The 25821-nt window shown below is 68.6% G+C and carries 28 protein-coding genes; 2 read left to right on the top strand and 26 right to left on the bottom strand.

Annotated features, from left to right (window positions below; all coding sequences use genetic code 11):
- Window positions 1–122: 122 nt before the first annotated feature.
- The 13 genes from LG391_RS18910 to LG391_RS18970 form a co-directional block, all read right to left on the bottom strand.
- Window positions 123–1457: a sigma-54 dependent transcriptional regulator gene (locus tag LG391_RS18910; RefSeq protein ID WP_225769586.1), complete on the bottom strand. Its 1335-nt coding sequence runs from the start codon at window positions 1455–1457 to the stop codon at window positions 123–125.
- Window positions 1444–2865 (bottom strand): sensor histidine kinase, encoded by a 1422-nt coding sequence (locus tag LG391_RS18915; RefSeq protein ID WP_225769587.1) that lies wholly within the window; start codon window positions 2863–2865, stop codon window positions 1444–1446. Before LG391_RS18915 ends, LG391_RS18910 begins: the two co-directional genes overlap by 14 nt.
- Entirely contained in the window at window positions 2862–3728 is an 867-nt protein-coding gene (locus tag LG391_RS18920; RefSeq protein ID WP_225769588.1) for a PhnD/SsuA/transferrin family substrate-binding protein, read from the bottom strand. Before LG391_RS18920 ends, LG391_RS18915 begins: the two co-directional genes overlap by 4 nt.
- 146 nt (window positions 3729–3874) lie before the next feature.
- On the bottom strand, window positions 3875–5143 hold the full coding sequence (gene arsJ, locus LG391_RS18925; protein ID WP_225769589.1) for an organoarsenical effux MFS transporter ArsJ: 1269 nt from the start codon (window positions 5141–5143) through the stop codon (window positions 3875–3877).
- The gene (locus LG391_RS18930; RefSeq protein WP_225769590.1) at window positions 5140–6162 is read right to left on the bottom strand and encodes an ArsJ-associated glyceraldehyde-3-phosphate dehydrogenase; all 1023 of its coding nucleotides are present in this window, start codon (window positions 6160–6162) and stop codon (window positions 5140–5142) included. The genes arsJ and LG391_RS18930 overlap by 4 nt, the downstream gene beginning before the upstream one ends.
- Window positions 6162–6701: an arsenate reductase ArsC gene (locus LG391_RS18935; protein ID WP_225769591.1), complete on the bottom strand. Its 540-nt coding sequence runs from the start codon at window positions 6699–6701 to the stop codon at window positions 6162–6164. The genes LG391_RS18930 and LG391_RS18935 overlap by 1 nt, the downstream gene beginning before the upstream one ends.
- A gap of 45 nt (window positions 6702–6746) precedes the next feature.
- Window positions 6747–7082: a helix-turn-helix transcriptional regulator gene (locus LG391_RS18940; RefSeq protein WP_225769592.1), complete on the bottom strand. Its 336-nt coding sequence runs from the start codon at window positions 7080–7082 to the stop codon at window positions 6747–6749.
- A gap of 107 nt (window positions 7083–7189) precedes the next feature.
- Window positions 7190–7936 carry an arsenical resistance protein ArsH gene (arsH, locus tag LG391_RS18945; protein WP_225769593.1) on the bottom strand — a complete coding sequence of 249 codons (747 nt, stop codon included), beginning with the start codon at window positions 7934–7936 and terminating at the stop codon, window positions 7190–7192.
- 46 nt (window positions 7937–7982) lie between these two features.
- On the bottom strand, window positions 7983–8405 hold the full coding sequence (gene arsC / locus LG391_RS18950; RefSeq protein ID WP_225769594.1) for an arsenate reductase (glutaredoxin): 423 nt from the start codon (window positions 8403–8405) through the stop codon (window positions 7983–7985).
- Between the two features lie 9 nt (window positions 8406–8414).
- Window positions 8415–9479: an ArsO family NAD(P)H-dependent flavin-containing monooxygenase gene (locus LG391_RS18955; protein WP_225769595.1), complete on the bottom strand. Its 1065-nt coding sequence runs from the start codon at window positions 9477–9479 to the stop codon at window positions 8415–8417.
- A 28-nt stretch (window positions 9480–9507) separates the two neighbouring features.
- Window positions 9508–9870 carry a helix-turn-helix transcriptional regulator gene (locus tag LG391_RS18960; RefSeq protein ID WP_225769596.1) on the bottom strand — a complete coding sequence of 121 codons (363 nt, stop codon included), beginning with the start codon at window positions 9868–9870 and terminating at the stop codon, window positions 9508–9510.
- A 36-nt stretch (window positions 9871–9906) separates the two neighbouring features.
- A complete protein-coding gene (gene arsB, locus LG391_RS18965) occupies window positions 9907–11016 on the bottom strand; it encodes an ACR3 family arsenite efflux transporter (protein WP_304608516.1) in 1110 nt (369 codons plus the stop codon).
- A gap of 145 nt (window positions 11017–11161) precedes the next feature.
- Window positions 11162–11812, bottom strand: a complete 651-nt coding sequence (locus LG391_RS18970; RefSeq protein WP_225769597.1) for a hypothetical protein — start codon at window positions 11810–11812, stop codon at window positions 11162–11164.
- Window positions 11813–12138: 326 nt separating this feature from the next.
- On the opposite strand from LG391_RS18970, the gene LG391_RS18975 reads away from it, so the two are divergent.
- Together LG391_RS18975 and LG391_RS18980 are read left to right on the top strand one after the other, a co-directional pair.
- Window positions 12139–12372, top strand: a complete 234-nt coding sequence (locus tag LG391_RS18975) for a helix-turn-helix domain-containing protein (protein ID WP_225769598.1) — start codon at window positions 12139–12141, stop codon at window positions 12370–12372.
- A gap of 76 nt (window positions 12373–12448) precedes the next feature.
- Window positions 12449–12853, top strand: a complete 405-nt coding sequence (locus tag LG391_RS18980; RefSeq protein WP_225769599.1) for a helix-turn-helix domain-containing protein — start codon at window positions 12449–12451, stop codon at window positions 12851–12853.
- Between the two features lie 13 nt (window positions 12854–12866).
- Here the strand turns inward: LG391_RS18980 and LG391_RS18985 are convergent, their stop codons facing one another.
- The 13 genes from LG391_RS18985 to LG391_RS19045 all read right to left on the bottom strand — a co-directional run bounded on the left by LG391_RS18985 (window position 12867) and on the right by LG391_RS19045 (window position 25820).
- Window positions 12867–14681: an IucA/IucC family siderophore biosynthesis protein gene (locus tag LG391_RS18985; protein ID WP_225769600.1), complete on the bottom strand. Its 1815-nt coding sequence runs from the start codon at window positions 14679–14681 to the stop codon at window positions 12867–12869.
- A complete protein-coding gene (locus LG391_RS18990) occupies window positions 14678–15217 on the bottom strand; it encodes a hypothetical protein (protein WP_225769601.1) in 540 nt (179 codons plus the stop codon). Before LG391_RS18990 ends, LG391_RS18985 begins: the two co-directional genes overlap by 4 nt.
- On the bottom strand, window positions 15214–16059 hold the full coding sequence (locus LG391_RS18995; protein ID WP_225769602.1) for a nucleoside-diphosphate kinase: 846 nt from the start codon (window positions 16057–16059) through the stop codon (window positions 15214–15216). Before LG391_RS18995 ends, LG391_RS18990 begins: the two co-directional genes overlap by 4 nt.
- The gene (locus tag LG391_RS19000; protein WP_225769603.1) at window positions 16056–16784 is read right to left on the bottom strand and encodes a hypothetical protein; all 729 of its coding nucleotides are present in this window, start codon (window positions 16782–16784) and stop codon (window positions 16056–16058) included. Before LG391_RS19000 ends, LG391_RS18995 begins: the two co-directional genes overlap by 4 nt.
- Before the next feature lies 1 nt (window position 16785).
- A complete protein-coding gene (locus LG391_RS19005; protein WP_225769604.1) occupies window positions 16786–18093 on the bottom strand; it encodes a DegT/DnrJ/EryC1/StrS family aminotransferase in 1308 nt (435 codons plus the stop codon).
- 164 nt (window positions 18094–18257) lie between these two features.
- Window positions 18258–18977 (bottom strand): glucosamine-6-phosphate deaminase, encoded by a 720-nt coding sequence (locus LG391_RS19010; protein ID WP_225769605.1) that lies wholly within the window; start codon window positions 18975–18977, stop codon window positions 18258–18260.
- The gene (locus tag LG391_RS19015) at window positions 18974–20023 is read right to left on the bottom strand and encodes an iron-containing alcohol dehydrogenase (protein ID WP_225769606.1); all 1050 of its coding nucleotides are present in this window, start codon (window positions 20021–20023) and stop codon (window positions 18974–18976) included. The genes LG391_RS19010 and LG391_RS19015 overlap by 4 nt, the downstream gene beginning before the upstream one ends.
- 30 nt (window positions 20024–20053) lie before the next feature.
- Window positions 20054–21172, bottom strand: a complete 1119-nt coding sequence (locus LG391_RS19020) for a C45 family peptidase (protein ID WP_225769607.1) — start codon at window positions 21170–21172, stop codon at window positions 20054–20056.
- Window positions 21169–21918 carry an HAD family phosphatase gene (locus LG391_RS19025; protein ID WP_225769608.1) on the bottom strand — a complete coding sequence of 250 codons (750 nt, stop codon included), beginning with the start codon at window positions 21916–21918 and terminating at the stop codon, window positions 21169–21171. Before LG391_RS19025 ends, LG391_RS19020 begins: the two co-directional genes overlap by 4 nt.
- Before the next feature lie 10 nt (window positions 21919–21928).
- Complete coding sequence (locus LG391_RS19030; protein ID WP_225769609.1) at window positions 21929–22747, bottom strand: phosphodiesterase; 819 nt, start codon at window positions 22745–22747, stop codon at window positions 21929–21931.
- Window positions 22748–22779: 32 nt separating this feature from the next.
- Entirely contained in the window at window positions 22780–24036 is a 1257-nt protein-coding gene (locus LG391_RS19035; protein ID WP_225769610.1) for an ABC transporter substrate-binding protein, read from the bottom strand.
- Between the two features lie 18 nt (window positions 24037–24054).
- Window positions 24055–24891: a carbohydrate ABC transporter permease gene (locus tag LG391_RS19040; protein ID WP_225769611.1), complete on the bottom strand. Its 837-nt coding sequence runs from the start codon at window positions 24889–24891 to the stop codon at window positions 24055–24057.
- Window positions 24888–25820, bottom strand: coding sequence for a carbohydrate ABC transporter permease (locus tag LG391_RS19045; RefSeq protein WP_225769612.1), 933 nt, complete (start codon window positions 25818–25820; stop codon window positions 24888–24890). The genes LG391_RS19040 and LG391_RS19045 overlap by 4 nt, the downstream gene beginning before the upstream one ends.
- Window position 25821: the final 1 nt, after the last annotated feature.

The raw sequence follows: 25821 nt of genomic DNA on the forward strand, positions 1-25821 counted from the left end.
GGGCGGGAACAGCACATCCACAACCATCGAGGGCCGCTCTGGGCCATATCGGCCGAGCAGACAGCGACCACCACCCCGATGCCAGGACGTGGGCAATCGCATGCTCGTGCTACGCGTCGCGGCTATCTCGGGCGATCGGCCAACCCGTACTTTCGCATCTTCTCCCAGAGCGTCGTGCGGGAGATCCCGAGCACCTGTGCCGTCCGACCGATCTGCCATCCCGTCTTCTCGAGCGCCTCTTCGATGTGACGCCGTTCCAGGACCTTCCGGCGGTCGGCCAATGGGATGATCGACGTCGGGCCAGCGGCAGACCAAGTGCTTTGGCTGGTCAGGTCGGGAAAGAGGTCGATCTCGGTGATCATTGTCGTCTGGGCCAGTGCGATGGCGCGTTCGACGCGGTTGCGCAGCTCCCGGACATTGCCCGGCCACACATGCTCGCGGGCGGCGGCGCGGGCGCCGTCGGTCAGGGCTATGGCGCCGCGGCCGAACATCGTCGCGAACTGATCGACGTAGAGCCGGAGGAGATCCTCGATGTCGTCCGGGCGATCCCTGAGGGAAGGGATCGACACAGGGATGACGTTGATCCGGAAGAACAGATCCTCCCGGAACCTTCCTTCCCGAACCCGCTGCTCGAGGTCGGCGTTGGTGGCGCAGATGACCCGGGCGGAAAAGGGCTGAACCCGCTCGCCACCGACCCGGGTGAACACCCGGTCCTGGACCAGACGGAGCAGCTTCGGCTGCACGGCGAGCGGAAGCTCGCCGATCTCGTCCAGGAACAGGATGCCGTCTCCCGACCGCTCGGCATAGCCGCGGTGCTGGGCGTGGGCGTTCGTGAAGGCGCCTCTCTCGTGTCCGAAGAGCTCGCTTTCGATGAGCTCGGACGGAACCGCTGCGCAGTTGACGGCCACGAAAGGCTGGCCGGCGCGTTTCGAGGCCTGATGGACGAAGCGGGCCGCGACTTCCTTGCCGACACCACTCTCGCCGGTCAGCAGCAGCGTGGAGTCGATGTCGAGGATGCGCCGGAGGAGCGCCTCGACCTGCTGCATCGGCCGGGAGCGGCCGAGCGCTCCGGTCGGCCGATCGCTGCGCTCCAGGATCGAGGAGACCTTCCCGAGCAGCTCGGCAACGTCGAACGGCTTGGCCAGATAGTCCTCGGCTCCGGCCTTCACCAGGCGGACGGCCTGCTCGATTTCGGCGAAGGCGGTGACGAATATGACCGGAGCCCGGCCCGGTGCCTCGTTGAGGCGCTGCAGGATCTGCTCGCCGTTCATGTCCGGGAGCTGGATATCGCACAGCACCAGGTCGAAGGCGTCGGCGGCCAAGCGATCCAGGGCGTCCTGCGCCGTCGACCACCAGGAGGCCGCGTAGCCTTCCAGCTCAAAACGGTCGGCAAGCGCCTGACCCACGATCGGGTCGTCCTCTATGATGCCGATCCGGCGTCGATCATGCTGCAGCATCAAGAGTCCTTCGGGCGATTGGGATCACGAGACGGATGCTGGTTCCGCCGCGAGCGTGGGTTCTCACGGTCGCGGTACCGCCGAGGCGACGGAGAAGGCGCGCGGCGCTCCAGAGGCCGAGGCCATGGGAGCCAACCGGCGGCTGTTCGTCCTGAGACACCAGCAGATTCGCCATCGGTGCCGGCAAGCCCGGGCCTTCATCGCGGACGGCGATATAGAGATGGTCGCGCTTCGCCAACGCTATGAAGGCGACGGAGCCGCGGACGGGAGTTGCGACACAAGCGTTGAGCAGCAGGTTCAGCGCCACCTGTCGGACTGCGGCACCGTCGATATCGATGGGCGATTGGAGGGCATTGGTCCAGACAAGCCGGATCTGGCGCCGGCTCCGTTCATGGGCGATGAGGAACTGCAGATCGTCGAGATCTGCCGGATCCAGGGTTCTGGCCGCCGTGCTCTGCTTGTAGGAGAGCAAAACCGAGCGGACGACATTGCGAATGCCGAGGAGGCCGCGCTCGACCAGGGCGATGCTCCGCTCTCGCACGGCGGGATTGTTGCCGTGCACCTTGAGCGTATCGAGCGCCGTCATCATGCCGCCGAGCGGATTGTTCACCTCATGCGCCATGCCGGATGCCAGACGCCCGATGACAGCGACCTTTTCCTCCTCGGCGAGCTGTGCGGCCAAGGCGTCCCGCTCCGCAGCCGCGCTGGTCATCCGATTGTAGCGGTCCGCCAGCGCCCGGAATTCCTGCGGCCAGCCGGCAGTGAGCTTCTGCGGGATCGGCCGTGGTACACCCCCGTCGGTCGCGCCGACATGAGCGGTCAGGCTGGTCACGGGGCGCAGCAGCAGCCGGACCGCGAGATATCCGAGGCCGGCGAAGGCCAATGCGAGAAGCCCGTTGACGATAATCAGGGTCCGCAGCGTTTGGCGCCGCGCCGTGATGAGATCGGCAATGTCGATTTCCGCGCTGATCTGGCCGATGAGGGTGCCGTCCTGCTGGATCGTCCGGGCGAGGCGGGCTGTCTCCGCCGACGCATCGATGCTCAACTCCGGCGCCACGAATGGGAGGTGAGTGCCGACGGGGAAGCGGCGCGGCTGCGAGCTCGCGAGAACCGTGTTGTCCGGGAGAATGGCCGTGAGCCAGGTCGGCCGGACTCGACCGCCCTCGTGGGCCGCCCGGTCCAGCACGTCGAAGGTCTCCCACACGTCGCGCCGCATGATGGTCGGTGCGGCCGCGAGGGCAACGCCGTCGAGCATGCTGGCCGACAGGTTCCTCAGGTAGCTCTCCTGGTCAGCCTCGAGCCGCTTGAGCACCACGGCCGACGCCGCGACACCGGCGGACAGCATCAGCGCGGCGACGAGGATCGGAATCTTGACGGTCAGCGGGGTGCGGCGCCGCCGGGCGGTCATGCGTCGCTCCTCACTGCCTCATACAGGGAGGCGATTCCGGCAAAGAGACTGTCGGGCTGCTCGTCGAAGCGGTCCAGATGGAGGCTGGCCAGGAGCGCGCGACCGCTCGCGTCGCCATCCATGTCCAAGAGCAGCCTTTTCAGCCGAACGATGGCCGGTTCCTCGGCCCGCGCCGCCAGGCAGGCGATCGGCGGGAAGCCGAGTTTCTGGGACCGATGGAGGACGCGGGTGGCACCGGTCAGGGACGGTTCGATCTGCTGCAGGATCTCCCAGACATAGCCGTCGACGCTCCCGGATTGCGCCAGGTCCGCCGCGACCGCCCGCACGACGTTGCGATGGCCATAGGTGAAGAAGAACGAGCTGAAGAAGGATCGCGGAGATTCGTGGATCTGGTGCAGCAGCCAGCGGGTGACCAGAAACCCCGAATTGCTGTCCGGATCGCTGAAGGCATGAATCTGGTCCCGGAGACCTTCCAGCGATTGGGCCGGATTGTCCGCGGCCACGATCATGTAGGATTGATAAAGGGGTTCCCCGCGATAGATCGGGACCGCGATCAGCTGCAGCCGGTCGCGGTGCTGGACATATGGATAGCCGCAGATCCAGGCGGCTTCGATCTGGCCGGAGAGCAGCAGCGCCGTGATCTCCTGATAGGTCCGGCGCTGCTCGATGATCACGGGGCGGCCGAGCCGCTCGCTGAAATAGGTCGAAAACCGGTCGAGGAACGCGACATCGGAATCGATGACGACGGGCGTGATGCCGATCCGAACCGGGTCGAGGGATTGCGCGCGGGCTCGGCCGGCGCCGAGACCTGCGAGCGACATCACGCCGCCGATCACCGCAAGCCGGCGGTCGAGACGGATCACCGCGGGACCGGTGCTCCTCCCATCCTCAGGCATCCCTGGCCATGCCTCCCAAGCCGCCCGGCGCCATTCGGCGTTACCGGCCGCACATTGACATTTTGACGATAGCCGAAATGTCCCTTGTCCTCAAATCCCCAACACGGCGGATGTCAGCCGTCATCCGCCAGGGCTCCGACAGGGGCGACCGTTCCCGGCGGGACGGTGACCGGGAGCAATAGCGAGACCAGCCAGGATGACGCTACCATCACGCCGGCAGCGACGAGGCAGGCTTCGATCCCGCCGAGCTGGTAGATCCAGCCAGACAGAAGGGTGCCGACCAGCCGGCCGCCGGCATTCGCCATGTAGTAGAAGCCGACGTTGAGGGCGACCTTGTCGCCTTCGGTGTAGGCCAGGATGAGATAGGAGTGGATCGCCGAGTTCAGGGCGAACACAACGCCGAACAGGCCCAAGCCCACCAGCACGACGGCCTGCGCCGAGACGCCGGTTCCGGGCTCGAGCAGAAGAACGGCCATTGCCGCCGGGATGAAGGCCAGAACGAGGGCCCAGAGGCGCGCGGCCCGTGTCTCGGTGGTGCGGCCGTCCGGAGAGCGCCTGACGAAGGCGGGGGCGCTCGCCTGCACGATGCCGTAGCCGATCGTCCACAGCGCCATGAAGGCGCCGACCTCGGTGAAGCTCCAGCCGGCGATATCATAGAGGAACAGCGGGAGGCCGACCACGAACCAGACGTCGCGGGCCCCGAACAAGAAGAAGCGGGCGGCCGACAGCAGGTTGATCTCCCGGGACTTGGCGAAGATCGCGCTGAAGCCGATTTTGCCCTTCACCTTGCCGATGTCCGGCGGCACCAGCAGCATCGAGCCGACCAGGACGACCGCCAGCCCTGCGGCCATCGCCCAGAGGCCGCCGTCGAAGCCGAGCATCTCGAGAAGCAGGGTGCCGAGAAAGAAGCCCGCGCCCTTCAGCGCGTTCTTCGAGCCGGTCAGGATGGCGACCCACCGGAACAGCGCGCCTTCGCGTCCCTCCGGAACGACCGTCTTGATGGCGCTCTTCGCGCTCATCTTGGTCAGGTCCTTGGCAACTCCCGACAGCCCTTGCGCGATGATGACCCAGGCGACGGATGCCAGGATGGTCCAGGCCGGGTTCAGCAGCGACAGCATGATGAGTGCTGCGATTTGGATCAGGAGGCCGGACCAGAGCGTCACCTTCAGCCCGAGCCGCGCCCCGATCCAGCCGCCGAACAGATTGGTGACAACGCCGCAGAACTCGTAGAGCACGAACAGCATGGCGAGCTGCAGCGGGCTGTAGCCGAGCGTGTTGAAGTGCAGCAGCACCAGCATGCGCAGCGCGCCGTCGGTCAGGGTGAAGCCCCAATAGGCCGCGGTGACCGCGATGTAGGCCTTGAGGCCGCTGTTGCCGCTCACCGCCGCAGCCCCCGCGCCGCGGTGTTCGCCAGGTCGACCATGCGATAGGCATAGCCCATCTCGTTGTCGTACCAGGCGAAGATCTTCACGAGCCGGTGGTCGACGACCATGGTCGAGGGGCCGTCGACGATCGAGGACCGGGTGTCGTTCACGAAATCGACCGAGACGAGCGGACGTGCCTCGAAGCCGAGAATGCCCTGCAGCGGCCCCTCGGCGGCCCGGCGCAGAAGCTCGTTGACCTCCTCGACCGTGGTGTCGCGCTGCACCTGGAAGACGCAGTCGGTCAGCGACGCGTTGAGCAGCGGAACCCGAACCGCGATCCCGTTCAGCTTCCCCTTGAGCTCCGGGTAGATCATCGTGATCGCCGTCGCGGAGCCGGTGCTGGTCGGGATCAGCGAAGTCAGCGCCGACCGCGCGCGGCGCAGATCCTTGTGAGGGGCGTCGACCAGCACTTGGGTGTTGGTCACGTCGTGCACGGTGGTGATGACGCCATGCTCGATCCCGAGCCCCTCATGGATCACCTTGACCACCGGCGCCAGGCAGTTGGTCGTGCAGGACGCCGCGGTGATGAGGCGATGCTCGCCCGGCCGATAGAGATTGTCGTTCACGCCGACAACGAGATTGAGCGCGCCTTCCTTGACCGGGGCCGCCACGATCACCGTCTTCGCGCCCCGGTCGAAATGACCTTGGAGCGTCTCGGGCGTGCGGAACTTGCCGGAGCACTCCAGCACGATATCGACGCCGTAATCGCCCCACGGAATGTCGCCCGGCTTGGCCGCCTCCGTGAACGCGATCGAAGCGCCGTCGATCCGCAAGGCGCCGTCCTGGGCCGCCACGGGGACTCTCCACCGCCCGTGCACGGAGTCGAATTCGAGGAGATGGGCCGCGGTCTCGACCCCGCCCTTGATCTCGTTGACCAGGGCGATGTCGAAAGCTCGTTCGCCGTACTCGGTGTCGAAGGCGGCGCGAAGCGCCAGCCGGCCGATGCGGCCGAGTCCGTTGATTCCAAGGCGGGGCATCAGACCTTCTCGTGCGGATCGAGGGATTCGACGCGGGACAGGGCCGTCGAGCGGCCGATGTCGTCGAGACGATGTTGCAGGCTGATGCGGTCGAGCGACCGGATCGGCAGGCTCACGAAGATGCCGATGCGGTTGTACAGCATGCGAAAGGCATCGGCGAAAGCGACGGCCCGCTCGGCTTCGTTGCCGGTCGCCGCCGCGGGGTCGGGGATCCCCCAATGCGCCGACATCGGCTGGCCAGGCCAGACCGGGCACACCTCCTCGGCCGCCTTGTCACAGACGGTGAACACGAAATCGAGCGGCTCGACCCCCGGGCGGGCAAATTCCTCCCAGCTCTTCGAGCGAGCGTTCTGGGTCGGCAGCTTGGCCTTCCTCAGAAGATCGAGGGCCATCGGCTCGATATAGCCTTTGGGATGGCTCCCGGCGCTGAACGCATGGAAGCGCCCTCGGCCGAGGCTGTTCAGGATCGCCTCGGCAAGGATCGAGCGAGCCGAATTGCCGGTGCAAAGAAACAGGACGTTGAAGATCCGATCTGACATGGCCGTGCCTCATCCCGGGGCCGCCGGGCGGTGGCCCGGCGTCGTTCAGCAGCAGGTTTCGTCGGCTACCGTCGCAAGGTCTCCACAGAGACTCGGGTTTCCGCCGCAGCAATCTGCCACCAGGAAACCGATCAGCTGGCGCGTCCCCTCGATGTCCAAGCCGTAGTAGATCTGCCGCTGCACCCGCCACGAGCGCAGCAGCTGCGCCCGCTCGAGTTGCGACAGATGGAAGGACAGGGTCGAGGCGACGATGCCGAGCCGCGCCGCGATCTCGCCGGCGGGCAGGCCGGATGGACCGATCTCGACCAGCAGCCGAAAGGCGGCGAGCCGAGTCTCGTGTCCCAGGGCACTGAAGGCGTCGACAGCGGGCTTGATTTCCATATTTCCAACAATGTCAAAATCAGGAGTGGCTCGTCAACCGCATCCTTGCGGCACCAGTCATTATAGCGCCTCTGTTACAGTTGTGTGTGGGCTCGACCTTTTGATTCCTAGGAGCTGAGCGAAGCCTTGGCCTGCTGTGCGGCAGCGTCGACCCCGATGCCCTCCGCCTTCCGTTCGCTGTACCGGCTCGTCAGATAGGGCGAGCGGTCCCGGACGAGGAGGGTGAACTTGTACAACTCCTCCATCACGTCCACGACCCGCTCGTAGTAGGGCGAAGGCTTCATGCGCCCCTGTTCATCGAATTCCTGATAGGCCTTGGCGACCGAGGACTGGTTCGGGATGGTCACCATCCGCATCCAGCGACCCAGCACGCGCATCGCGTTCACCGCATTGAAGGATTGCGACCCGCCCGAAACCTGCATCACGGCGAGCGTCCGTCCCTGCGTCGGGCGCACCGCGCCGATCTCCAGCGGAATCCAGTCGATCTGGGCCTTCAGGATCGCGCTCATCGCACCGTGGCGTTCGGGGCTGCACCAGACCTGCCCCTCCGACCAGGTCGACAGCTCGCGGAGTTCCGCGACCTTCGGATGATCCGCGGGAACGCTGTCGGGCAGCGGCAGGCCGCGCGGATCGAAGATGCGGGTCTCGGCCCCGAAGCGTTCGAGGAGCCGCGAGGCCTCCTGCGTCAGGAAGCGGCTGTAGGACCGGTCCCGGACCGAGCCGTAGAGCAGAAGGATGCGGGGCGGGTGCGAGGACGTCTGCTCGGGCTGGAGCTTTGAAAGGTCCGGGATATCGAGGAAGCGCTCCTCGAGAGCCGGAAAGCTCGTCGCCTCGTCGCGGTCGGAGACGGTCATGGGGAAATTCCTGCTTCGGATAGAGAGGCGATGTCGCGACGGGCCCTCAGCGGACCCGATTTCCCTGGGCGCCGACGACGACCTCGCCATCCTCCTTAGTGAAGGGCCCTTTCTGCGGCTGCGAAAGGATGTCGAGGACCGCCTCGGAAGGTCGGCACAACCGAACGCCGCGCTCGGTCACGACGAAGGGACGGTTGATCAGGATCGGGTGCGCCATCATGGCGTCGAGGAACTGATCGTCGGTCAGGGCGGGATCGCCGAGGCCGAGCTCGTGATAGGGCGTCCCCCGCTCGCGCAGCGCATCCCGGACCGACAGGCCCGCCTTTGCGATCAGGTCGCGCAGGGTCTCGCGGGACGGCGGCGTCTTCAGGTACTCGACGATGGTCGGTTCGATGCCGGCATTGCGGATCATCGCGAGGACGTTCCGCGACGTGCCGCAGGACGGGTTGTGATAGATCGTCACGCTCATGTCCCTGCCTCAGATCGTTGCCATGCTGTGTTCGGCCTCAAGGGCCGCCGCGATCTCGCCGGCGGTGGCGCGCGCCGTCCGGGCGACGCCGATCAGCGTCGCCGAGGCGTAGCCGGTCCATTCCCCGTAGCCGACCAGCCATAGCCGCGGCTCGCGGAGCGATCGCGTGCCCTCCACCCGGACGCGTCCGTCGTCCTCGATCACTCCGAGCGGCACAAGATGGTCCAGGGCGGGGCGGTAGCCCGTACACCAGATCACCGTGTCGACCCTGCTGTGCGATCCGTCCCGCCAGATCACGCCGTCTTCGACGAAGCGCTCGAAGGGCCGGACGGCGGTCAACACCCCGCGGTTCCGCGCCTCCTGCACCGGCGGCACCATGACGATATCGCCCAGTCCTCCCTTCGGCACGATGACAGTCCGGCCCGCCTGCTGCGCCTTCCATCGCTCGGTCGCACGCTCGAACAGGACGCGGCCGTCGACGTCATCGGGCAGGAACATCGGCGGCTCGATCGTGACCCAGGTCGCTTGGGCGGCCTTCGACACCTCCGCGAGGATCTGGGCGCCGGAGTTTCCTCCGCCGGCGATCAGGACCCGCTGGCCGGCGAAGTCATCGGGGCGTCGATAGCCGCTCGAATGAAGCTGGTGGCCGATGAACCTGTCCCGGCCGGGATAAGCGGGGACATAGGGCTTGCCCCAGGTTCCGGTTGCGCTGACGACCGCCCGGGCCGACCATGTGCCCTGGTCTGCATGAACCAGCAATCCACCCGCGCCCCGCTCGACGGAGTGCACTCGCACGGGACGCTCGATGTTGAAGCCATAACGGCGCTCGTACTCGGCCAAGTATGCGACGACGTGGTCGCGCGTCGGATAGTCGTCCCCGGCACGCGGCAGCATCCATCCGGGCAGAGAGCTCCACTGGGCGGGCGAGAACAGGCGGAGCGAATCCCAGGCGTGGCGCCAGGCGCCGCCTGGGGCCTCCTCGGCGTCGAGGAGGACGAAATCGATCTCCGCCCGGCGCAGAAAGTAGGCGACGGCCAGCGCCGACTGGCCACCGCCGATGACGACGACGCCCACAGTCCGCGGGCTTGCCCGTGAGTTCACCTCAAGCCCTCGCCGACGATGATCCAGTGAATCGAGGCGTCTCGGGCGAGCCAGGCAGCGTGGAGCAGCCGATCTCAGGCAGGCCCTGGCAGCAGTCCTCGACCAGGAACTGGATCAGATCGCCCATGCTCCGCAGGTCGGCGGCATAGGCGATCGACCGACCGGCCCGCTTCGATCGGAGCAGGCCCGCGTCCTCGAGGGTGGAGAGGTGGGTGGAAATCGTGTTTTGCGGCGCGCCTAGCCGGCGCGCGATCTCGCCGGCCGCCATCCCGTCCAGGCCCGCCTTCACCAGCAACCGGAAGATCTCGAGGCGGGTTTCCTGCGACAGGGCCCGCAGCATGGAGAGGCTGTCGCCGATATTCATCGCATCCTTACTCCCTTGCTCCCCGTGTCGCGGAGGTCACTCCGCCGCGTTCGTAGCCGGTTTTCCGACTGCCTCCGCGTGCGTGTCCGCGAAGTAGCGCCGCCCAATCCAAAGCGCGACATGGACCAGCCCGATCAGGACGGGAACCTCCACCAGCGGACCGATCACGGTGGCGAACGCGGCAGGTGACGCCAGGCCGAAGGTCGTGATGGCCACGGCGATCGCGAGCTCGAAGTTGTTGCTCGCCGCGGTGAAGGCCATGGCGGTGGTGCGCGGGTAATCGACCTCGATCAGCTTGCCCATCAGGAAGCTGATGACGAACATCACCAGGAAGTAAATCGCGAGCGGAACGGCGATGCGCAGGGCGTCGAGCGGGAGATGGACCACCGCTCCGCCCTTCAGGCTGAACATCGCGACGATGGTGAACAGGAGCGCCACGAGGGTCAGCGGACCGATCTTCGGCAGGTAGGCGCGCTCGTACCAGTCCGTGCCCTTCGTCTGCGTGAGGATCCGGCGCGTCAGATAGCCGCCGAAGAACGGGATGCCAAGATAGATCAGGACCGCTTCGGCAATGGTCCAGAAGCTGACATCGATGATGCTGCCTTCCAGACCGAACGCCGGCGGCAGGACGGCCAGGAAGAACCAGGCATAGGCGCTGAAGAAGAGGATCTGGAAGATCGAGTTGAAGGCGACGAGCCCCGCCACGTACTGGTTGCTGCCGCAGGCGAGCTGGTTCCAGACCAGGACCATGGCAATGCAGCGCGCGAGGCCGATCAGGATCACGCCCGTCATGTAGTCGGGACGATCGCGCAGGAAGATGACGGCGAGGGCGAACATCAGGACCGGCCCGACCAGCCAGTTCTGGACCAGCGAGAGCAGGAGAACGCGCTTGTCCCGGAAGACCTGCGGCAGCTCCTCGTATCGGACCTTTGCCAATGGCGGATACATCATCACGATCAGGCCGATCGCGATCGGGAGGTTGGTCGAGCCGATCGACAGGCTGTCGAGCAGCCGCGGCAGCTCGGTGAACACCGTCCCCAGCATGACGCCCAGCGCCATGGCCGCGAAGATCCAGACCGTCAGGTAGCGATCCAGGAAGGACAGGCGGCCCCTGGGTGTTGTTGGAGACATGGCGATCGGCTCCATGGAGTCATCTCTGCCGCGCCCTAACGGAGGCGCAGAAGTCAGAATCGATATAATCGACCTTTCCAGATATGTCGAATTATTGTCGGCGGACATCAGGTCGCACCCTGCCTCGTGCATCGTCACGCCAGTGAGATCCGGCGATCGTTCAGGGATCGATGTGGTTGGGCAGACCGCGTTCCAGGAGGGCCTGGACGACATACGGAAACGCGAAGGGGCGAATCCGGTTTCCGCGCCTCTCGAGGTCCAGGATCATCTGCCGGAGCGGTCGTCCATAGGACCCCACCATCGTGTTGAGGGACTGGGCGAGGGATTTGAGGCGATCATCGCTCGGGCGAGCCTCGATTTCTCGGATGACGTTCGACAGAGCGGCTCGAGGCTCGGTGGGCAGCCAGCAGACGAAGAGGCGCGTCGCTTGGAACAGCTCGCGATTCAGAGCCGTGCGGTGCGGCACGGGACCACCTCGACCTCGTCCCGGTTCGGGACGACCGGGCACGTCAACAATGTCGTCATCGCCCGTGGGGCCGTGCAGGAGCGGATTGAAGCAGGGCAGCGGTGGGGCTGGGATCGTCGCGAGGAACCCTCGCGCCGCGGTCTCGCCCGCGTAGAATGTCTCGATGAGCTTGGTCTCCCGATGCTGTGCTTCGAACATGTAGTATGACGCCTCGAGCGTCCTTCCTCCGGCGCAGCTCTGTTTCGTCTCTCCGGCCAGCGTCCAGAGATGGAGCACCGGCATGACGATGTATTCCCGGCAGATCCTATCCTTGTTCGCCTGGCCGGTGCAGGTCCCGATCGGCAAGATCGCCTCCGTGGTCGATCGTTCGCCCGGACAGAATTCCGCGGATCGCAGGCGAGTCAATCGGGTGAGCGTCCTGTGTTCGGCATGTTGCGCCGGAAAGGGCGTTCCGATCCGGTCTCGAGCGCCTTCGGGATCCGTCCTTCGCCGGTTGCGCGTGACCCATTCCCTTCCGGTCGCGGCTCGCTCCGATTCGGCCGCCTGCCGGGGCCGGACGGCAAGGCGCATGGAGTTTGATGTCTGGAATATGAACTTTTCTGCTGAAATTTTGTCGGGTATACCAGACTGACAGGTGCCGGGCTGCGGCTTCTTCTCCCCGCATGGAAGACATGCGGCAGGCGGTGGCTCGGAACCTCCGGCGTATTCGCGGAGATAGGTCACTGACCCAGGAGGAATTGGCGTTCCGGGCCGAGGTCAACCGCAGTTACATCAGCGACCTTGAGCAAGGGAAGTACAGCGCATCAGTCGAGATGCTGGGCAAGCTGGCCAAGGCGCTGAACGTCGCGCCCTCGGAATTCTTTGAACCGCCGCCCAAGCGAACCAGGCGGCAGTCCAAGCCCTGAGTTCGGGGTTCCTCCCGTTCCTCATGTGATCCGTCCCCTCTGCGCCGTCCTGTCCGGACAAGAAGGGCCGAGAGCCATGCCGCGGGGTCGACCAAGACGAGACAAGCCGGATCCGGTCGACGTCGACCTCGGTTGGAACATCCGACGCGTGCGCCAGCAGGCCGGCATCAGTCTCGAACGGGTGGCTCAGCAGCTCGATCTGTCCTTCCAGACGCTCCAGAGATACGAGACCGGGCTGACCCGGATATCGGCATCGATGCTGATCCGGATCGCGGGCGTCCTCGAGGTACCGGTCGCGAAGCTGCTCATCGGCATCGCGGTGAACGGAAGCGGCTCGGCAGCCGTCGGCGATCCCGACGAGGAACAGGCGCTGGAGATCGCGCGCGAGCTCCTGGCCATCCCGGATCCGGCCGTCCGCCACAGCCTCAGGCTGCATCTTCAGGCGCTGGCGCGGGCCGATCGCGAGGCGCCCGAGACCTGAAGCGCGAGCGGACTCAGCCGGCCCGGGCCAAGGGATTCTCCGTGTCGACGAAGCTGTCGCCCGGGTGCTCGGCGACGCGCATCCGGAGCAGGCTCTTGGCGCGCCAGGGGCGGCCGAGAAGCGCGCCCCGCTCGGCGTTCGCCGTCCCGATGTCGATCTCGTGCCCGAGGCCTGCGAACACCTCGTCGATGACGGTCCTGACCACGCGCCAGCACCCTTCCGGACGTATTGCGCCCTGGCGTGCCAGGAGGGCGACGAGCTCGCGGACGTGGCTCTCGAACACCGCGTGGGAGACCAGCTCCCGGAGCGCGCCGCGATCGGGGACCTCCATCTCGCGGGCGGCTGCGGGGACCGGATCGGACGGATCGGCCGATGCCAGCACCCGGGCTCCGAAGTCGCGCGCGACGATCCGGCGAAGGGCGTCGTGCTCGTCGACCACGAGAAGCGTGTTCTGCTGGTGGGCTTCGAGCGCGATCCCGAAGAGGAGGGACAGGCGGAGGAACGCCGTCAGGGCGAGGCGGCAATAGTCGGCGAACGCCGACAGGGTGTTGCCGTTGGTCGCCTCCGCGAGCTCGATGAACAGCGGTTTGCCGGTGACGGGCGAGGGCACGAAAAGCGCCGCGACCGGGATCGCGATCTCGCCAGGCCGGAGGACGTGCGACACCGGCCGGCGGAGAAGAGCGGACAGCATGCCGGCGCGCCCGTCCTCGGGATCGGCGGACAGGAAGCGGAGGCCGACCGGCTCCCCGAGGATCGCGAGGGCGCCGCGGAGCGTCTCGTCCCGTGCCAGGATGCCTTCAATGCGCCGGGTCATCCAGGGGCCGGCCGCGACCACCCCGGGCACGAGCTCGCGTCGCGAGCTCGTCACCTGGATCGAGAGCGGAAGCTTGAGCCAGGGTGCCCCGGCGGGCTCGGTCGGCGTCAGCGTCCGCAGTGAGAGCGTGGCCAGGCAGGGCGTTTCGGCTCCTTCCGGCCGGATGATCTCCCCCCGGGCGATCTCATCGGCAAACCGCGACGTCACGATCTCCCGCCACTGCCACGGATGGACCGGCAGAGGAAGATAGTCTTCAGGAGCGGCGCCCAGGGCGCCGAGCCCCAGGCGCCAGCGCTTGATCGCGGCCGGGAAGTGCCGCGCCAGGAAGGCCCACGGGTCGAGATCGGAGGAGGCGGTCTCCAGGACGAGGCGGTCCCGGCGAACGGCAAGCCAGGACACGTCGATCCCTGCGCCGAACTCGGGCGCATAGCGGATGCTGTCCTTGGCCGTGAAGCCGATCCTGGTCTTGGCGCATGGGTGGTGCGGGTGGCCGACGGCGGACCACTGCTCGAGGAACACCGACCACTCGGCCTCGGGCACCGAGGCGCGAACCCAGTCGATCAGCGTCGCGCAGCCGCGAATCCGCGCCGCCTCGGCGATGGCGCCGTTGCGTTCGGACCGGGTGGCGATCGAGAGGGCCTCGTTCGTGATGCTGTTCTCGATCTCCTCGCAGAGCCGGTCCCACCGCCCCTCCGGATGCAGGCCGCGAAGGATTTCGAGCAGGTCGAGCGGGTCCTCGATCCTCCGCGCCAATCGCGATCCCGGAGGAGAGATCGTCACGCGTTCGATCTCGCCATGGCGCCAGCCGACGAACGGCGGCCGGCATTTGAGCCGGATGGCGCCGGCCGGCGTCTCGACCGAAGCGCGGGCCGGCCGGCGGTCGTCGCCGGGATCGGGCGGGTTTGCGTCCAGGAGCCGCTCGGAGAGAGCGCAGCGCAGGAGGCGCTCGAAGCTGCGCCGGCGCGCCAGCGCCGTGGCGGCGTCCATCGACAACCGTTGGACAGGCGGCGTCATGGCCGTGTCCGCCGGAGCTGCGCCGGGACGTCCGCTCCCTGTCGGGCCGCGACGACCGCCTGGACGCTGCGGCGCAAATCGTCGGGAAGGCGAGCGCCGGCCCGGAGCACGGCCGCGAGATCGTCGAGGTCCTTCCGGCGGCCGAACTCGCGTGCGGCGTTGACCTTCTCAGCGATCGCGTCTGAGACCCCGATCGCATATCCGAAGCTCGGGTGCCGCCGCGGCGTCGGATGCTCCGAAGCCGCGGCCACGACCCAGTTCAGGACGACAGGGCCCTTCTCATGCCGAAACCGGGCCCAGCGTTCCGTCTCCAGCCAGCCGCTGCCGGCAAGCGCGAAGCCGTGATCCAGGAGCGTCGCGAGGTCGGCCCGCACGGCCTCCCAAGCCGCCCGGGCATCGGGGTGATGAAGATCGAGATCGCCCGGGCTGCGCGGCAGGAGATGGTGCAGCACCGTGCTGCCGGCGACCCAGCTCCGCCGCGAGCGATGGCTCCGCAGCAGGGCGAGCGTGATCTCCTGTGTCACGGTCAGGCTCATGCGGTTCGCTCCTCCGAGGCGGCGCAGCATCCCTGCAGCCGGCGCAGCCACGGGCGGACGGCGTGAAGGCCGGCGCGCAGGACGAGCGTGTCCCAGTCCCCGACGTGCTCGTGAGAGATGTAGGCTTCGAGCGGTCCGCTCTCGCCTTCGAGATAGGCCCCGATGAGGCGCGCTGCGGCGGTGTCCGGGGCGGAGAGGGCGAGGCGCCGCAGCGCCCGGATGGAGCGTTGAGCGGTTTCGGCCGCGTCACCCGAGCGGGGCAGGACGAGGACGCGATGGGGTTCGCGGCCGAGAACGGGCGCGAGGATTCGCACCAGCGTCGGGAGCGCGGAATGCCGGGCCCAGCTCCAGGGGCGCCGGGAGGACGTATCTCTCGGGATCGGCCGGCCCGCAGGCAGGGCAGCGAGAAGCCGGCTCTCCCGAGCCATCACCTCCTCGTCGTCGCTGACATGAATGAGATTGGTCACCGGGTTGTCGCACCAGTGCCGGCCGCGGATCGTGTCGGGGGCGCTGTCCGCCGGTTGTGTCCGGCCCTTCACGGCCTGGAGGCGGACGAGCGCCTGGTCGCCCGCCCACCAGGTGATCCGGACGGGCCGGCCGGCATAGAGCGCCTCGACCAGGGGCCAGTGCGGCCCGGCGGTGCCGCCCGACAGCGCGTAGAAGGCGCGGATCGTCGCCGCGTCGTGGACCCGGATCACCGAGGCCTGCAGCCGGAGCCCGGTCCGGGCGGCGATATCGCGGTCGATCCTGCGGCAGAGGCCCGAGACAAGGGCGTCGGGCGCCTGGACGCACATCGCGAGCCAGGGGCGGCCTGCGACCGGCTGCTCGGCGGGCCTGCTCACGGCGCCGGCCCCGGTCGTGCCGGGCGGATCAGTGTGCCGCGGCAGGGGCGCCGCTGCAGGTAGTCGACCACGCGGTCGGGGAAGCGCCCGTTCAGGACCGCGGCCTCGATGCCTCGAGCCGCGATGAAGGCCGCGGCGCAGGCATCGACCGAGGTGTGACCCATAGCGGCGAGGGCGGTCGCCTCGATGTCGGGGAGGAGATGCTCCGGCTCGCCGATCCGCCCCGCGGCGTAGACGCCGTCGACATCGGTGAGGACGGCATAGCGATCGGCCTCGAGGAGCCACGCCACCCAGGCGCCGACCGCGTCGGAGGTGACGTCCCAGCTCCGCTCGACCGGCTCGAGCGCGAAGATCAGGCCGGACGGGAGCAGGATCGGAAGCCGACGCTCCGCGAGAGTGCCGAGGCATTCCCCGATCGTGGCGCAGGCTCGCGTGCCCGGGGCGATCGCGGGGTCGGCGAGCACGAGCCCTGTCTGGTCCTGGGCGAGCGCGCAGGCCCGGTGCGCCGTGTCGGGCGCGAGCGGCCGCTCCCGGTCGATCGTCTCGATTGCCTTGTCCGGCCGTCCGCCGCCCGGGACCACCAGAAGCCGATGGCCTTCAGCCGCGAGGCCGGCCAGAGCGCCGATCAGCCGGGCGGTCTCGTCGAGATTCCGCGTCAGGCTGCCGCCCGCCTTGAGGACGCAGTCAATGGCGGTACGGGTGAAACCAGGAAGAGCGGACGCCATGTCAGCCCCGCCCGGCCTGAATCCGCCCATCGGAGTCTCCAGCGGCCTTGCGGATGTCGGGGGCGAGCTCGGGAAGGGCTGTCCACACTTTCTCGAAGGCTGCGATATAGGCCCGCATGACATCGGAGCCGTTCGGCGGCGCGATTTCGACGATGTCGAACAGGCCGGCGAGCAACTTCTCGGTGTTCGGGAGAGGTGGGCGCTCGGCCTCTTCGGGCCAGAAGGGCAGATAGGCCCATGCCGGGCGGCGCAGCCAGATCCAGACCGGGACCCCTTCCTGCAGCAGAAGGTCGACGATGAAATCCCGCGTGGCGGGAACGGCAGGGAGGCCGAGCTCGCCCGCCTCGAGGAGGAGCGCGAAGTTGAGGTAGGAGTTCCGGGCTTCCGTGAAGCGGTGGAGGATACGCAGGCCCGGAAGGCCCGACAGCCCGATGCGGAGGATGGCCGCGTTCTCGGCGCGGGCGGCGAGCTGCTCGTCGAGGCCCGGCAGCCGGCTGAGCGCGACCGCGGCCGACAGCACGTTCGGCCGGTAGTTGAGCCCGTAGCTCATCGGCGCGAAGACGCGGCCGCCGTCGCGGGCCGAGCTCGACAGTGAGACCCGGTCGACATGTTCGATCAGCCCGCCATTGGTGCCGCAGAGGAATCCGAGTTCGCCCGCACCGAGATGCTTGGCGCCGTTGCCGGACAGCGTAAAGGCATCGCTGTCGATCCGGCCCGCGTCCGGCTGCGGCCTCACGGCCCCGATCGCCTGGGCGCAATCGTCGACGATCGCAATGTCGAGCGTGCGCGCGGTCTGCCGCAGGCGCGGAACCTCGGAGACGTTGCCGAAGAGATGGGAGAGGAGGAGCACGCCGATTTCGGGTGAGAGCTTGGCCAGCGCCTCGTTCTCGTCAATACAGCCGTCCTCGAGCGAGACATCGGCGAAGACCGGTTCCAGCCCCGCGAAGTGGATCGGACCCAGAGCGCCGGGCCAGTTGAGGGCCGGTGTCAGGATTTTCGGGCCATGCTCCCGGAGATAGTCGAGCGCGATGTGGATCGCGGCTGTCCCCGAGCCGACCGCGCGCACCTTGAGCCCGCCGCTCCACTGCCCGAGCGCATCTTCGAGCTGCGAGACGATCGGATGGTTCACGCGGTGATAGCGACCGCTGCGGGCGGCCTCGATCAGCGCGGAGACGTGGTCGAGCGAGGGTGCAGGCCAGCGCGCGATCCGCTCCGGGCTGAGGACGGGCCGGCCGCCATAGGCGGCCAGCGTCGCCTTCGGACTCGGGATGCGCGGTCTGGCCGGGCGCAGCGCAGCGTGTCGGGGCACGAGAGACCTCCCTGCGAGGCCGGGTGACAGCACCCGGGCGTCAGTATTGGTGGAGAGATCTCAAGTCTTATTTGGTGTAACAGAAGTGTCAAAAAGCTTCTTCGAATATAATCAGGAAAACATTGTTATCTGTATTGTCGCGCTGGTGCCGGCCGCGGTTGCGATCACGGCCCGGCGGCGGCCCGGTCGAGGACGAGGGTCGCATCCGGATGGAGCCGGAGCACCGATGCGGGACAGTCGGCGGAGACGGGCCCGAAGCGCGTCGCGCGGGCGGCGGGCTCTTTCGCGGGGCCGGTCGCGAGCAGCAGGAGGCGTCTCGCCTCGAGGATCGTGCCGATGCCCATCGTGATGCCGGCGCGCGGTGGCTCCATGCGTTGGGGCAGGGTGGCGCGGCCGTCCTCGCGGGTGGACCGGGCGAGGCGCACGACACGCGTGCGGGAGTCGAGCGGCGAGCCCGGCTCGTTGAAGGCGATGTGCCCGTTCCGGCCGAGCCCGAGGAGCTGCAGGTCGATTCCTCCGGCCGCCTGGATCCTTGCCTCGTACCGGCAGGCTTCCTCCGCAGGATCGATGCTGGCGCCGTCGGGCACGTGCAGCCTCTCGGGCGCGATCCGGAGCGGATCGGCCAGGCGCTGTTCGAGATAGCTTCGGAAGGAGCCCGGATGGCCGGGGGCCAGCCCGACATATTCATCGAGCGCGAAGATCTCCACGCCGCTCCAGTCCGCGCCCTCCGATGCGGAGCGGGCGAGGCGGGCGTAGAGCGGCTCCATGGTCCGGCCGGTGGCGACGCCGAGGACGAGGCGCGGGCGGGCGGCCATGGCCGCGAGGATCTCGGCGGCCGCCGCGGCCGCCACCTCTCCGGCGTCGGCGAGGATTTCGATCTTCATCGTGTGGCTGGCACCCAGGGCCCGTAGAGCGCCTCGACCTCGCGGCGCAGGCGGGCGACGAAGTCCGGCCCGATTTCGACGTCATGGGCGATCGAATGCCAAAGGCCGGCCTCGTGGACGAAGCGCCGGAGCCCGGCGAGCGCTCGGGCGACGTCGTCCCAGGTGACGCCCATCGCCTCGGGCCGGATGTCGAGGCCGATGTGATGAAAGGCCCGCAGCATTTCCTCGGCCCGGCTCTGGTGCAGGAGCGATCCGATCGTGATGCCGAGGCAGACCGGGGGGCCGTGGATGAACTTGCGACCGGTGCCGAATTCGAGCGCATAGAAGAAGAAGTGGTCGATGCCCTCGATCGGCCGCGGGTTCCAGCCATGGCTGTGGTAGGTGGTGCCGCGGCTCAGGCCCTCGACGAGCACGCGGATGCCGGCATCCGTGAGGTCGCGGATGTCGTCGAGATGGGCGAGGACGCTGTTCACCGCGGCCTCGGCTTCGGCCGCCAACTCGGGGTCAAAGGGCCATTTGGGCTCGCAGCGGCCCCGGTCCGCGGCGTATTTCCAGTCGAGCACGCCCGTATGGGCGCAGAGGATGTCGCCGATGCCGGAGAGATTGAGCGCCCGCGGCGCGGCCCGGATCACGTCGAGGTCGATATAGACCGCCTCGGGCACGGCCCAGCCGACATAGCGCACGACACCATTGACGCGCACGCCGGCGCGCTGCCCCCAGGCGGCGTTCATGCTGAGGGCGGTCTGGACCTGGAACAGCGGCCGGCGCCGGCGCCAGGCGAGATACTTGGCGGTGTCGATCGCCATGCCGCCGCCGAGCCCGACCACGGCGGCGAAGTCGGGCAGGATGCTGAGATCCCGCAGCAGCTCCTCCTCGTCGACCGACCGGACGAAATACGGCTCGCACTCGGCGCCGTCGAACGCCGCCGCGAACAAGGGCCAGAGATCCTCCATGGTGACGACGAGGAACGGGCGGTGGACGAAATTCCGGAGCTCGCCGACGAGGTTGCGGCCGAGGACGGTCTGGAAGCCGTGGGCTGGGGGCATGCTGGTCTCCAACGAAAGAGCGCCGGCCGGTCAGTCGAGCGGCGCCGTCTCGGCGGGTGTGCCGTCGAGGCGGTAGAAGGTGAAGCGGCGATTGACGGCGGGAAGCGGAGCGATCTGCATCTCTCCGCGGGCGGGCTCCAGCAGCACCATGGCGACGGTCGCGGTGAGGTTGCCGGAAAGCCCCTTGCGCGGCGGCCGGCAGACCGACCACGGGCTGCCGAACTCGTCGAACAGGGCGTCCCGGAGATCCGTGATGTCGAGCGGCCGCCCCGTCGCGAGCCGGGAGCGGACGCGTTCCTGGCGGTAGAGGCTGTCGGGCGTGGCATCGAGCCCGGTGTCGCGCAGGCGGGCAAGCGCCGCCGGCGAGAGCCAGTGATTGGCGTGGACCAGGATTCCGTCCTGGGGCTGCAGCGCGAAACTCTCGTCGGGGGCGCATTCGAGGCTGACCGCGAAGCCCTCGGCATGGCTCAGCATCATGTTGTTCGAGGCGGTCTTCGGGGTGGTCCGGACGGCATGGATGGCGAGCGCCAGATCTGCGCTCTCGAGGACCCGGCGACGAATGAGCGGCAGCGGCACGCCCTCGGCCGTTCCGTCGCGGTCGCTTTCGAGATTGTTGGCGGTCAGGCCGATGCCCGCGGCGTTAAGGCCCGAGCGGGCGAGGCCTCCCGCCTCGGTGAAGGTCAGGTAGTCGGGGCCGTGCTCCTGCCGAATCCGGAGTACGACCGCGGTGTCGACGCACTCGACCTTCCAGTCCCAGTTCTGGCCGTGCAGAAGGCGGCCGTCGCGCGTCGCCTCGGGCAGGAGGACGGCTCCGGTGCAGCCGTCCGCCGCGGCCTCCGCGCCGCGCCGGGCCTGGCGCAGGATCTCCGTGCGGGCGTTGAGGAGGACGATGTCCTCGACCTCGACGCCCGCGCCCTCGGCGATGCCGCGGATCTCGGCGGAGTGGCCGTCGTCGAAGGCGGTGATCGCCCGGACCTGGCGGTGGGCAGCACGACGGATCGCCATGCGGTCGAGACCGAGCCGGGCCAACTGCTCCTGATAGTGGCCGAGGCCGCGGCGGATGCGATCGGCGGCACGGGCGCCGTAGCTTCGGCCGCGGGCTTCGGGCGGCCCGGAGAGGTCGATCAGGGGAAAGGGTTCGACCGTCATCGCGCCCGTCCTCCCGTGGACGCCGCCCGTTCCGCCGGCGACCCGTCGCGGTGCAGGTCGAGGCGGTGGATGAGCTGCGGCAGGGCGGCCATATGGCTGAAGACGAGATCGGCGCCCGCCGTTGCCAGGCGTTCGCCGAGACCGACATCGGCATGGCCGCCGCCGGTGAAGCCGAAGACGGTCATGCCGGCGGCCTGCGCTGCGGTCACGCCGGCGACGCTGTCCTCGATGACGAGACAGTCGGCCGGAACGGCGGCCATCCGGTCGGCGGCATGGAGGAAGAGGTCCGGCGCCGGCTTCCCGCGCGCGACCATCTCGGCGCTGAAGATCCGGCCCATCAGGAGCCAGTCGAGCCCGGTGACGAGAAGGGCGAGCCTGAGCCGGCCGAGCGCGCTCGACGACGCGACGCAGTAGGGGACGTCCAGGCGCCGAAGCGTCTCCTCGACCTCCGGCAGCGGCTCGAGCCGGGCGCGGTAGGCCTCGGCGATCCGGCGCTCGAGCCGGTCGGAGAAGCCGGCGGCGAGCGGCCGTGCCTGCTCATCGGCGAGGGTCCGGAACATGTCGGCGGCCGGAACGCCGGTGAAGCGGTCGAGGAGCTCGCGGGGGGTGATCGCGAAGCCGGCGGAGGCGAGGGCCTCGGCCTCGGCTTCCGCGATGATCGGCTCGCTGTCGACGAGGACGCCGTCGCAGTCGAAGATGACGAGGCGCGGCCACACCGGACCGTGCCCCCTGGCGATGGGACTCATCGTGGTCTCCTCAGTTGGTCGGGGGCGCCGACAGACGCCGGCCGGTCATGGCGTCGAAGCGCGGGGCGGGCGCCAGGAAGTCCCGCTGGTGCACGATCACGTCCTCGCCGTGGAGCAGGATGACACCGTAGGCGGGCGAGCCCTCGGCGAAGGTGACGTCGGGGTCGTCGAGCTCGAGGTCGATGTGCTGGCAGGTGCCGCGGATCGCCGAGAAGGAGAGGGAGCCCCAACGACCCCAGACCGGCAGATGGACGTGGCCGAAAAAGATATGGCGCACGCCGCCATGCTCACGGACAAGGTCGAGGAAGGCGTCGGGTGCCGTGAGGCTCATCTGCTCGAAATGCCGGACCCCGATCGACCGCGCCGGGTGATGCATGAAGACGTGGACCGGGCGGTCGGGAGCTTCCGCAAGCCGGGCGCCGATCCAGCCGAGGCGGGCGGGGCAGAGGACACCGGCCCCGCGGGCGCCGCGTTCGAGGGTATCGAGGAAGAGGAGCCGTCCGGCCGGAACGTCGAGCACGGATTGGACGAAGCCGGCCGGATCCAGCGGCGTCTCCGGGAAGGCTTCGCGGAAGGCTTGTCGGTCGTCGTGGTTGCCGAGCAGGAGCCGGACCGGCATCGGCAGGGGGCGAAGGATCTCGCGCAGCAATCCATAGGCCTGAAGCGCGCCGCGGTCGGCGAGGTCGCCGGTGAAGACGCAGAGCGCGGCGTCCGCGTGCTCGGCGACGACGCTGGCAACGCAGCGCGAGAGGCGCTCGGCCGGGTCGAGGTCGTAGAGGTGCTCGCCCGGGCCCACCAGGTGGGGGTCGGTGATCTGGATGATCTTCATGGGCGGAATGCGGTCTCGGGTGGCGGCAGGGTTCATCGGCGGGAGATCAGGCGCCGGGCGTCCGAGGCCATGCGGGCGAGCGCCTCGTCAGGCGAGAGGCGATCCTGGGCGAGGGCCGCCATCGCATCGAGCAGCGCCTGCGCGATCTCGACGCCGTTCGGTCCGGGCCAGGCGGTCCAAGGAACGGACACCGGGATCTGTTCGATGCTCGTCGACCAGTTCGGGTGCTCCCGGTAGAAGTCGCCGAGATGGTCCGGGCCGAGCGCCAGGCTGGTGACCGGGGTATAGCCGGACTTCTGCACCATCAACGTCTGCGCCTCGGGGCCGCTCGCGAACTGCAGATAGGCCCAGGCCGCGGCACGCTTGTCCGGATCGTCGGTCAGGATCACGCCCGCCATCCCCCCGGTCGGCAGGCGGCCGCGCCCGCGATCGGCCAGCGGCAGCCTCGCTGTCTTGAGGGGGAACCGGCCGCCGATATCGGTCTCCAGGCCGCGGACGCCGGAGGTGGAGGCGACGAGGATGCCGAGCTTGCCGGCGACGAATTGCTGCCGGGCGGACTCGTCCCCGATCGCCGGCTGTCCGCCTTCTTCGCGGAACCGGCGGAACAGGCGGAGTGCGGCGAGCCCCTCCGGGCCGTCGAAGGCGATGTCGGTCTCGTCCGGCGTGAGGAGCGAGCCGCCCTGGTTCAGGATCAGGGCCTGGGTGGTCCAGTCGTCAACGCCGAGCCCGTAGTACATGCCGTCGATGTCGGGGCCGAGGCCGTCGACCCTGTGGGCGAGGCCGATGAGCCCGTCCCAGTCGGCGGGGAAGGGCGCGTCGTCGCCGCCGGCCCGGGCGACGAGCTCGCCGTTGACGTAGACGATCGGCGTCGACATCACGAAGGGAAGGGCCACCTGCCGGCCCGCCGCCCGCCCGAGCGCGAGCACCGGATCGGTGAAGCCGCGTCCGCCCCAGTCGGGCGTGGCCGCGATCAGGGGGCCGAGATCCTGGGCGAGGCCGCGGTCGGCCAGGGCCCGGAGCATCTGGTAGCCGGCGAAAGTCACGTCCGGCAGCGAGCCGGTCATGCCCTGCCGCAGCAGGCTCTGGAAGGCCTCGTCGTAGCTCGATGCCGGCGCCTGGAAGCGGATCTTGATCTCCGGATGGCGCTCCATGAAGGCGGCGGCGATCGGCTCATGGAAGCGCTGATGCGAGGGCCAGGCGTAGAAGACGGTGAGCTCGACGGGGGCGGCGGCGGCCGGGGTGGCGGCGAGCGCCGCCAGGACCGCGGATACGGTCAGGAATCGGTTCATCGAATGTCTCCCGAGGGATTACCGGATGCCGGTGAAGGCCAGCCCCTGGACGAAGCGGCGCTGGGCGAAGAGGAAGGCGACGACGAGGGGGGCGGTGATGATCACGCCGCCCGCCATCAAGGCGCCGACATTGCCGTCGACCCCGCCGCCCTCGCGGAAATAGGCGATCCCGAGCGGCGGGGTCATGAGCTCGGTCGAGGGGACGACCACCATCGGCCAGTAGAGGTCGTTCCAGTGCGCGACCACCGAGAAGATCGAGAAGGCGGCGACGGCTGGCCAGGCCGAAGGCAGGGCGATGCGGAAGGCGATCGCGATCTCACCGAAGCCGTCGATCCGGGCAGCGTCGACGATCTCGTCGGGAAAGCGCCGGAACACCTGGCGGAAGAGGAAGATGGCGAAGGCCGAAGCGGCCCAGGGCAGGACCAGCGCCGGGAAGCTGTCGAGGAGCCCGAGCCGGGCGAGGCCGAGATAGAGCGGCAGCGCCGGGACCTGGACCGGGATCAGGAGCCCGAGGAGCACGAGCCCGAAGAGCGCTTCGCGTCCCCGGAAGTCGAGCTTCGCGAGCGCATAGCCGCATGGGATGGCGATCGCGAGCTGGAGCACGAGGATGCCGCCGCAGACCAGCACGCCGTTGACGAGGAAGCGCAGGAGCGGCGAGGCCGACAGCGCCTCGACATAGTTATGAAGCGTGAAGCGGGACGGCAGCAGCGCGAGCTCGCCCGTGAAGATCTCGGCGGCGGGCTTGAAGGAGGTCAGCGCCATCCAGAGGAAGGGCGCAAGCATGACAAGCGCACCGGTGAACAGCACGGCATGTGCGCAGAGTCCCCCGAGCGACGGCAGCAGGCGCCGGGTCATTGGTAGTGCACCTTTCTGTCCATGAGGCGGGTCTGGGCGAGCGTCAGAGCCGTGGCGAGCGCCAGGAACACGACGGTGAGCGCCGAGGCGTAGCCGATCCGGAAGTAGCGGAAGCCCTCGAGATAGATCGCGTAGAGCAGCACCTCTGTCGCCTTGTCGGGCCCGCCGCGGGTGAGCACGGCGACGGTGTCGAAGACCTGCAGGCCGCGGATCGCGGTGATGACGACGACGAACATCGTGGTGGGGCCGAGCATCGGCCAAGTGACGAGGCGGAACCGGTCGAGGCCGCGGGCGGCGCCGTCCACCGCGGCCGCGTCGTAGAGCTCGCGCGGGATCGATGCGAGCCCCGAGAGGAACAGCACCATGTTGAAGCCGGCGAGCTGCCAGATCCCGATCGCGGATAGCGTGAACATCGCGATGTCCGGATCCGCGAGGAAGCGCAGCTTCGGCTGGCCGACGGCCGCAAGAAGGAGGTTGGCGAGGCCGAAGCCCGGATGGAGCAGGACTTCCCAGGCGGTGGCGAGCGCGACCAGCGTCGCCGTCACCGGCAGGAAGAAGGCGACCCGATAGAAGCGGCGGAGCACCTGCCGCCCTTCGATCAGGAGCGCGGCGCCGAGGCCGACCGCGACCGATCCGGGGACGACGACGGCGATGTAGACCCCGGTGTTGCCGAGCGCGCGGAGGACCCCGGGATCGGCGAAGAGCTCGGCATAGTTGTCGACGCCGATGAAGCGCCAGGATGCGGCCCCGAAGCCGTAATCGGTCAGCGAGAAGAGGATCACCAGCGCCGACGGCAGGATCAGCAGCACCAGCAGCAGCACCGCAGCAGGGCTCGCGAGGGTGAGGCCGGCCCTGGCGCGGCGCCGCCGGAGCTGGCCGGCGACGGCGGGCTCATCGGATCCCGCAGAGGAGAAGGGAAGGACGGTCATC

This window comes from Inquilinus sp. Marseille-Q2685 (assembly GCF_916619195.1).
In the GTDB taxonomy this organism is placed as follows: Bacteria; Pseudomonadota; Alphaproteobacteria; order DSM-16000; family Inquilinaceae; genus Inquilinus.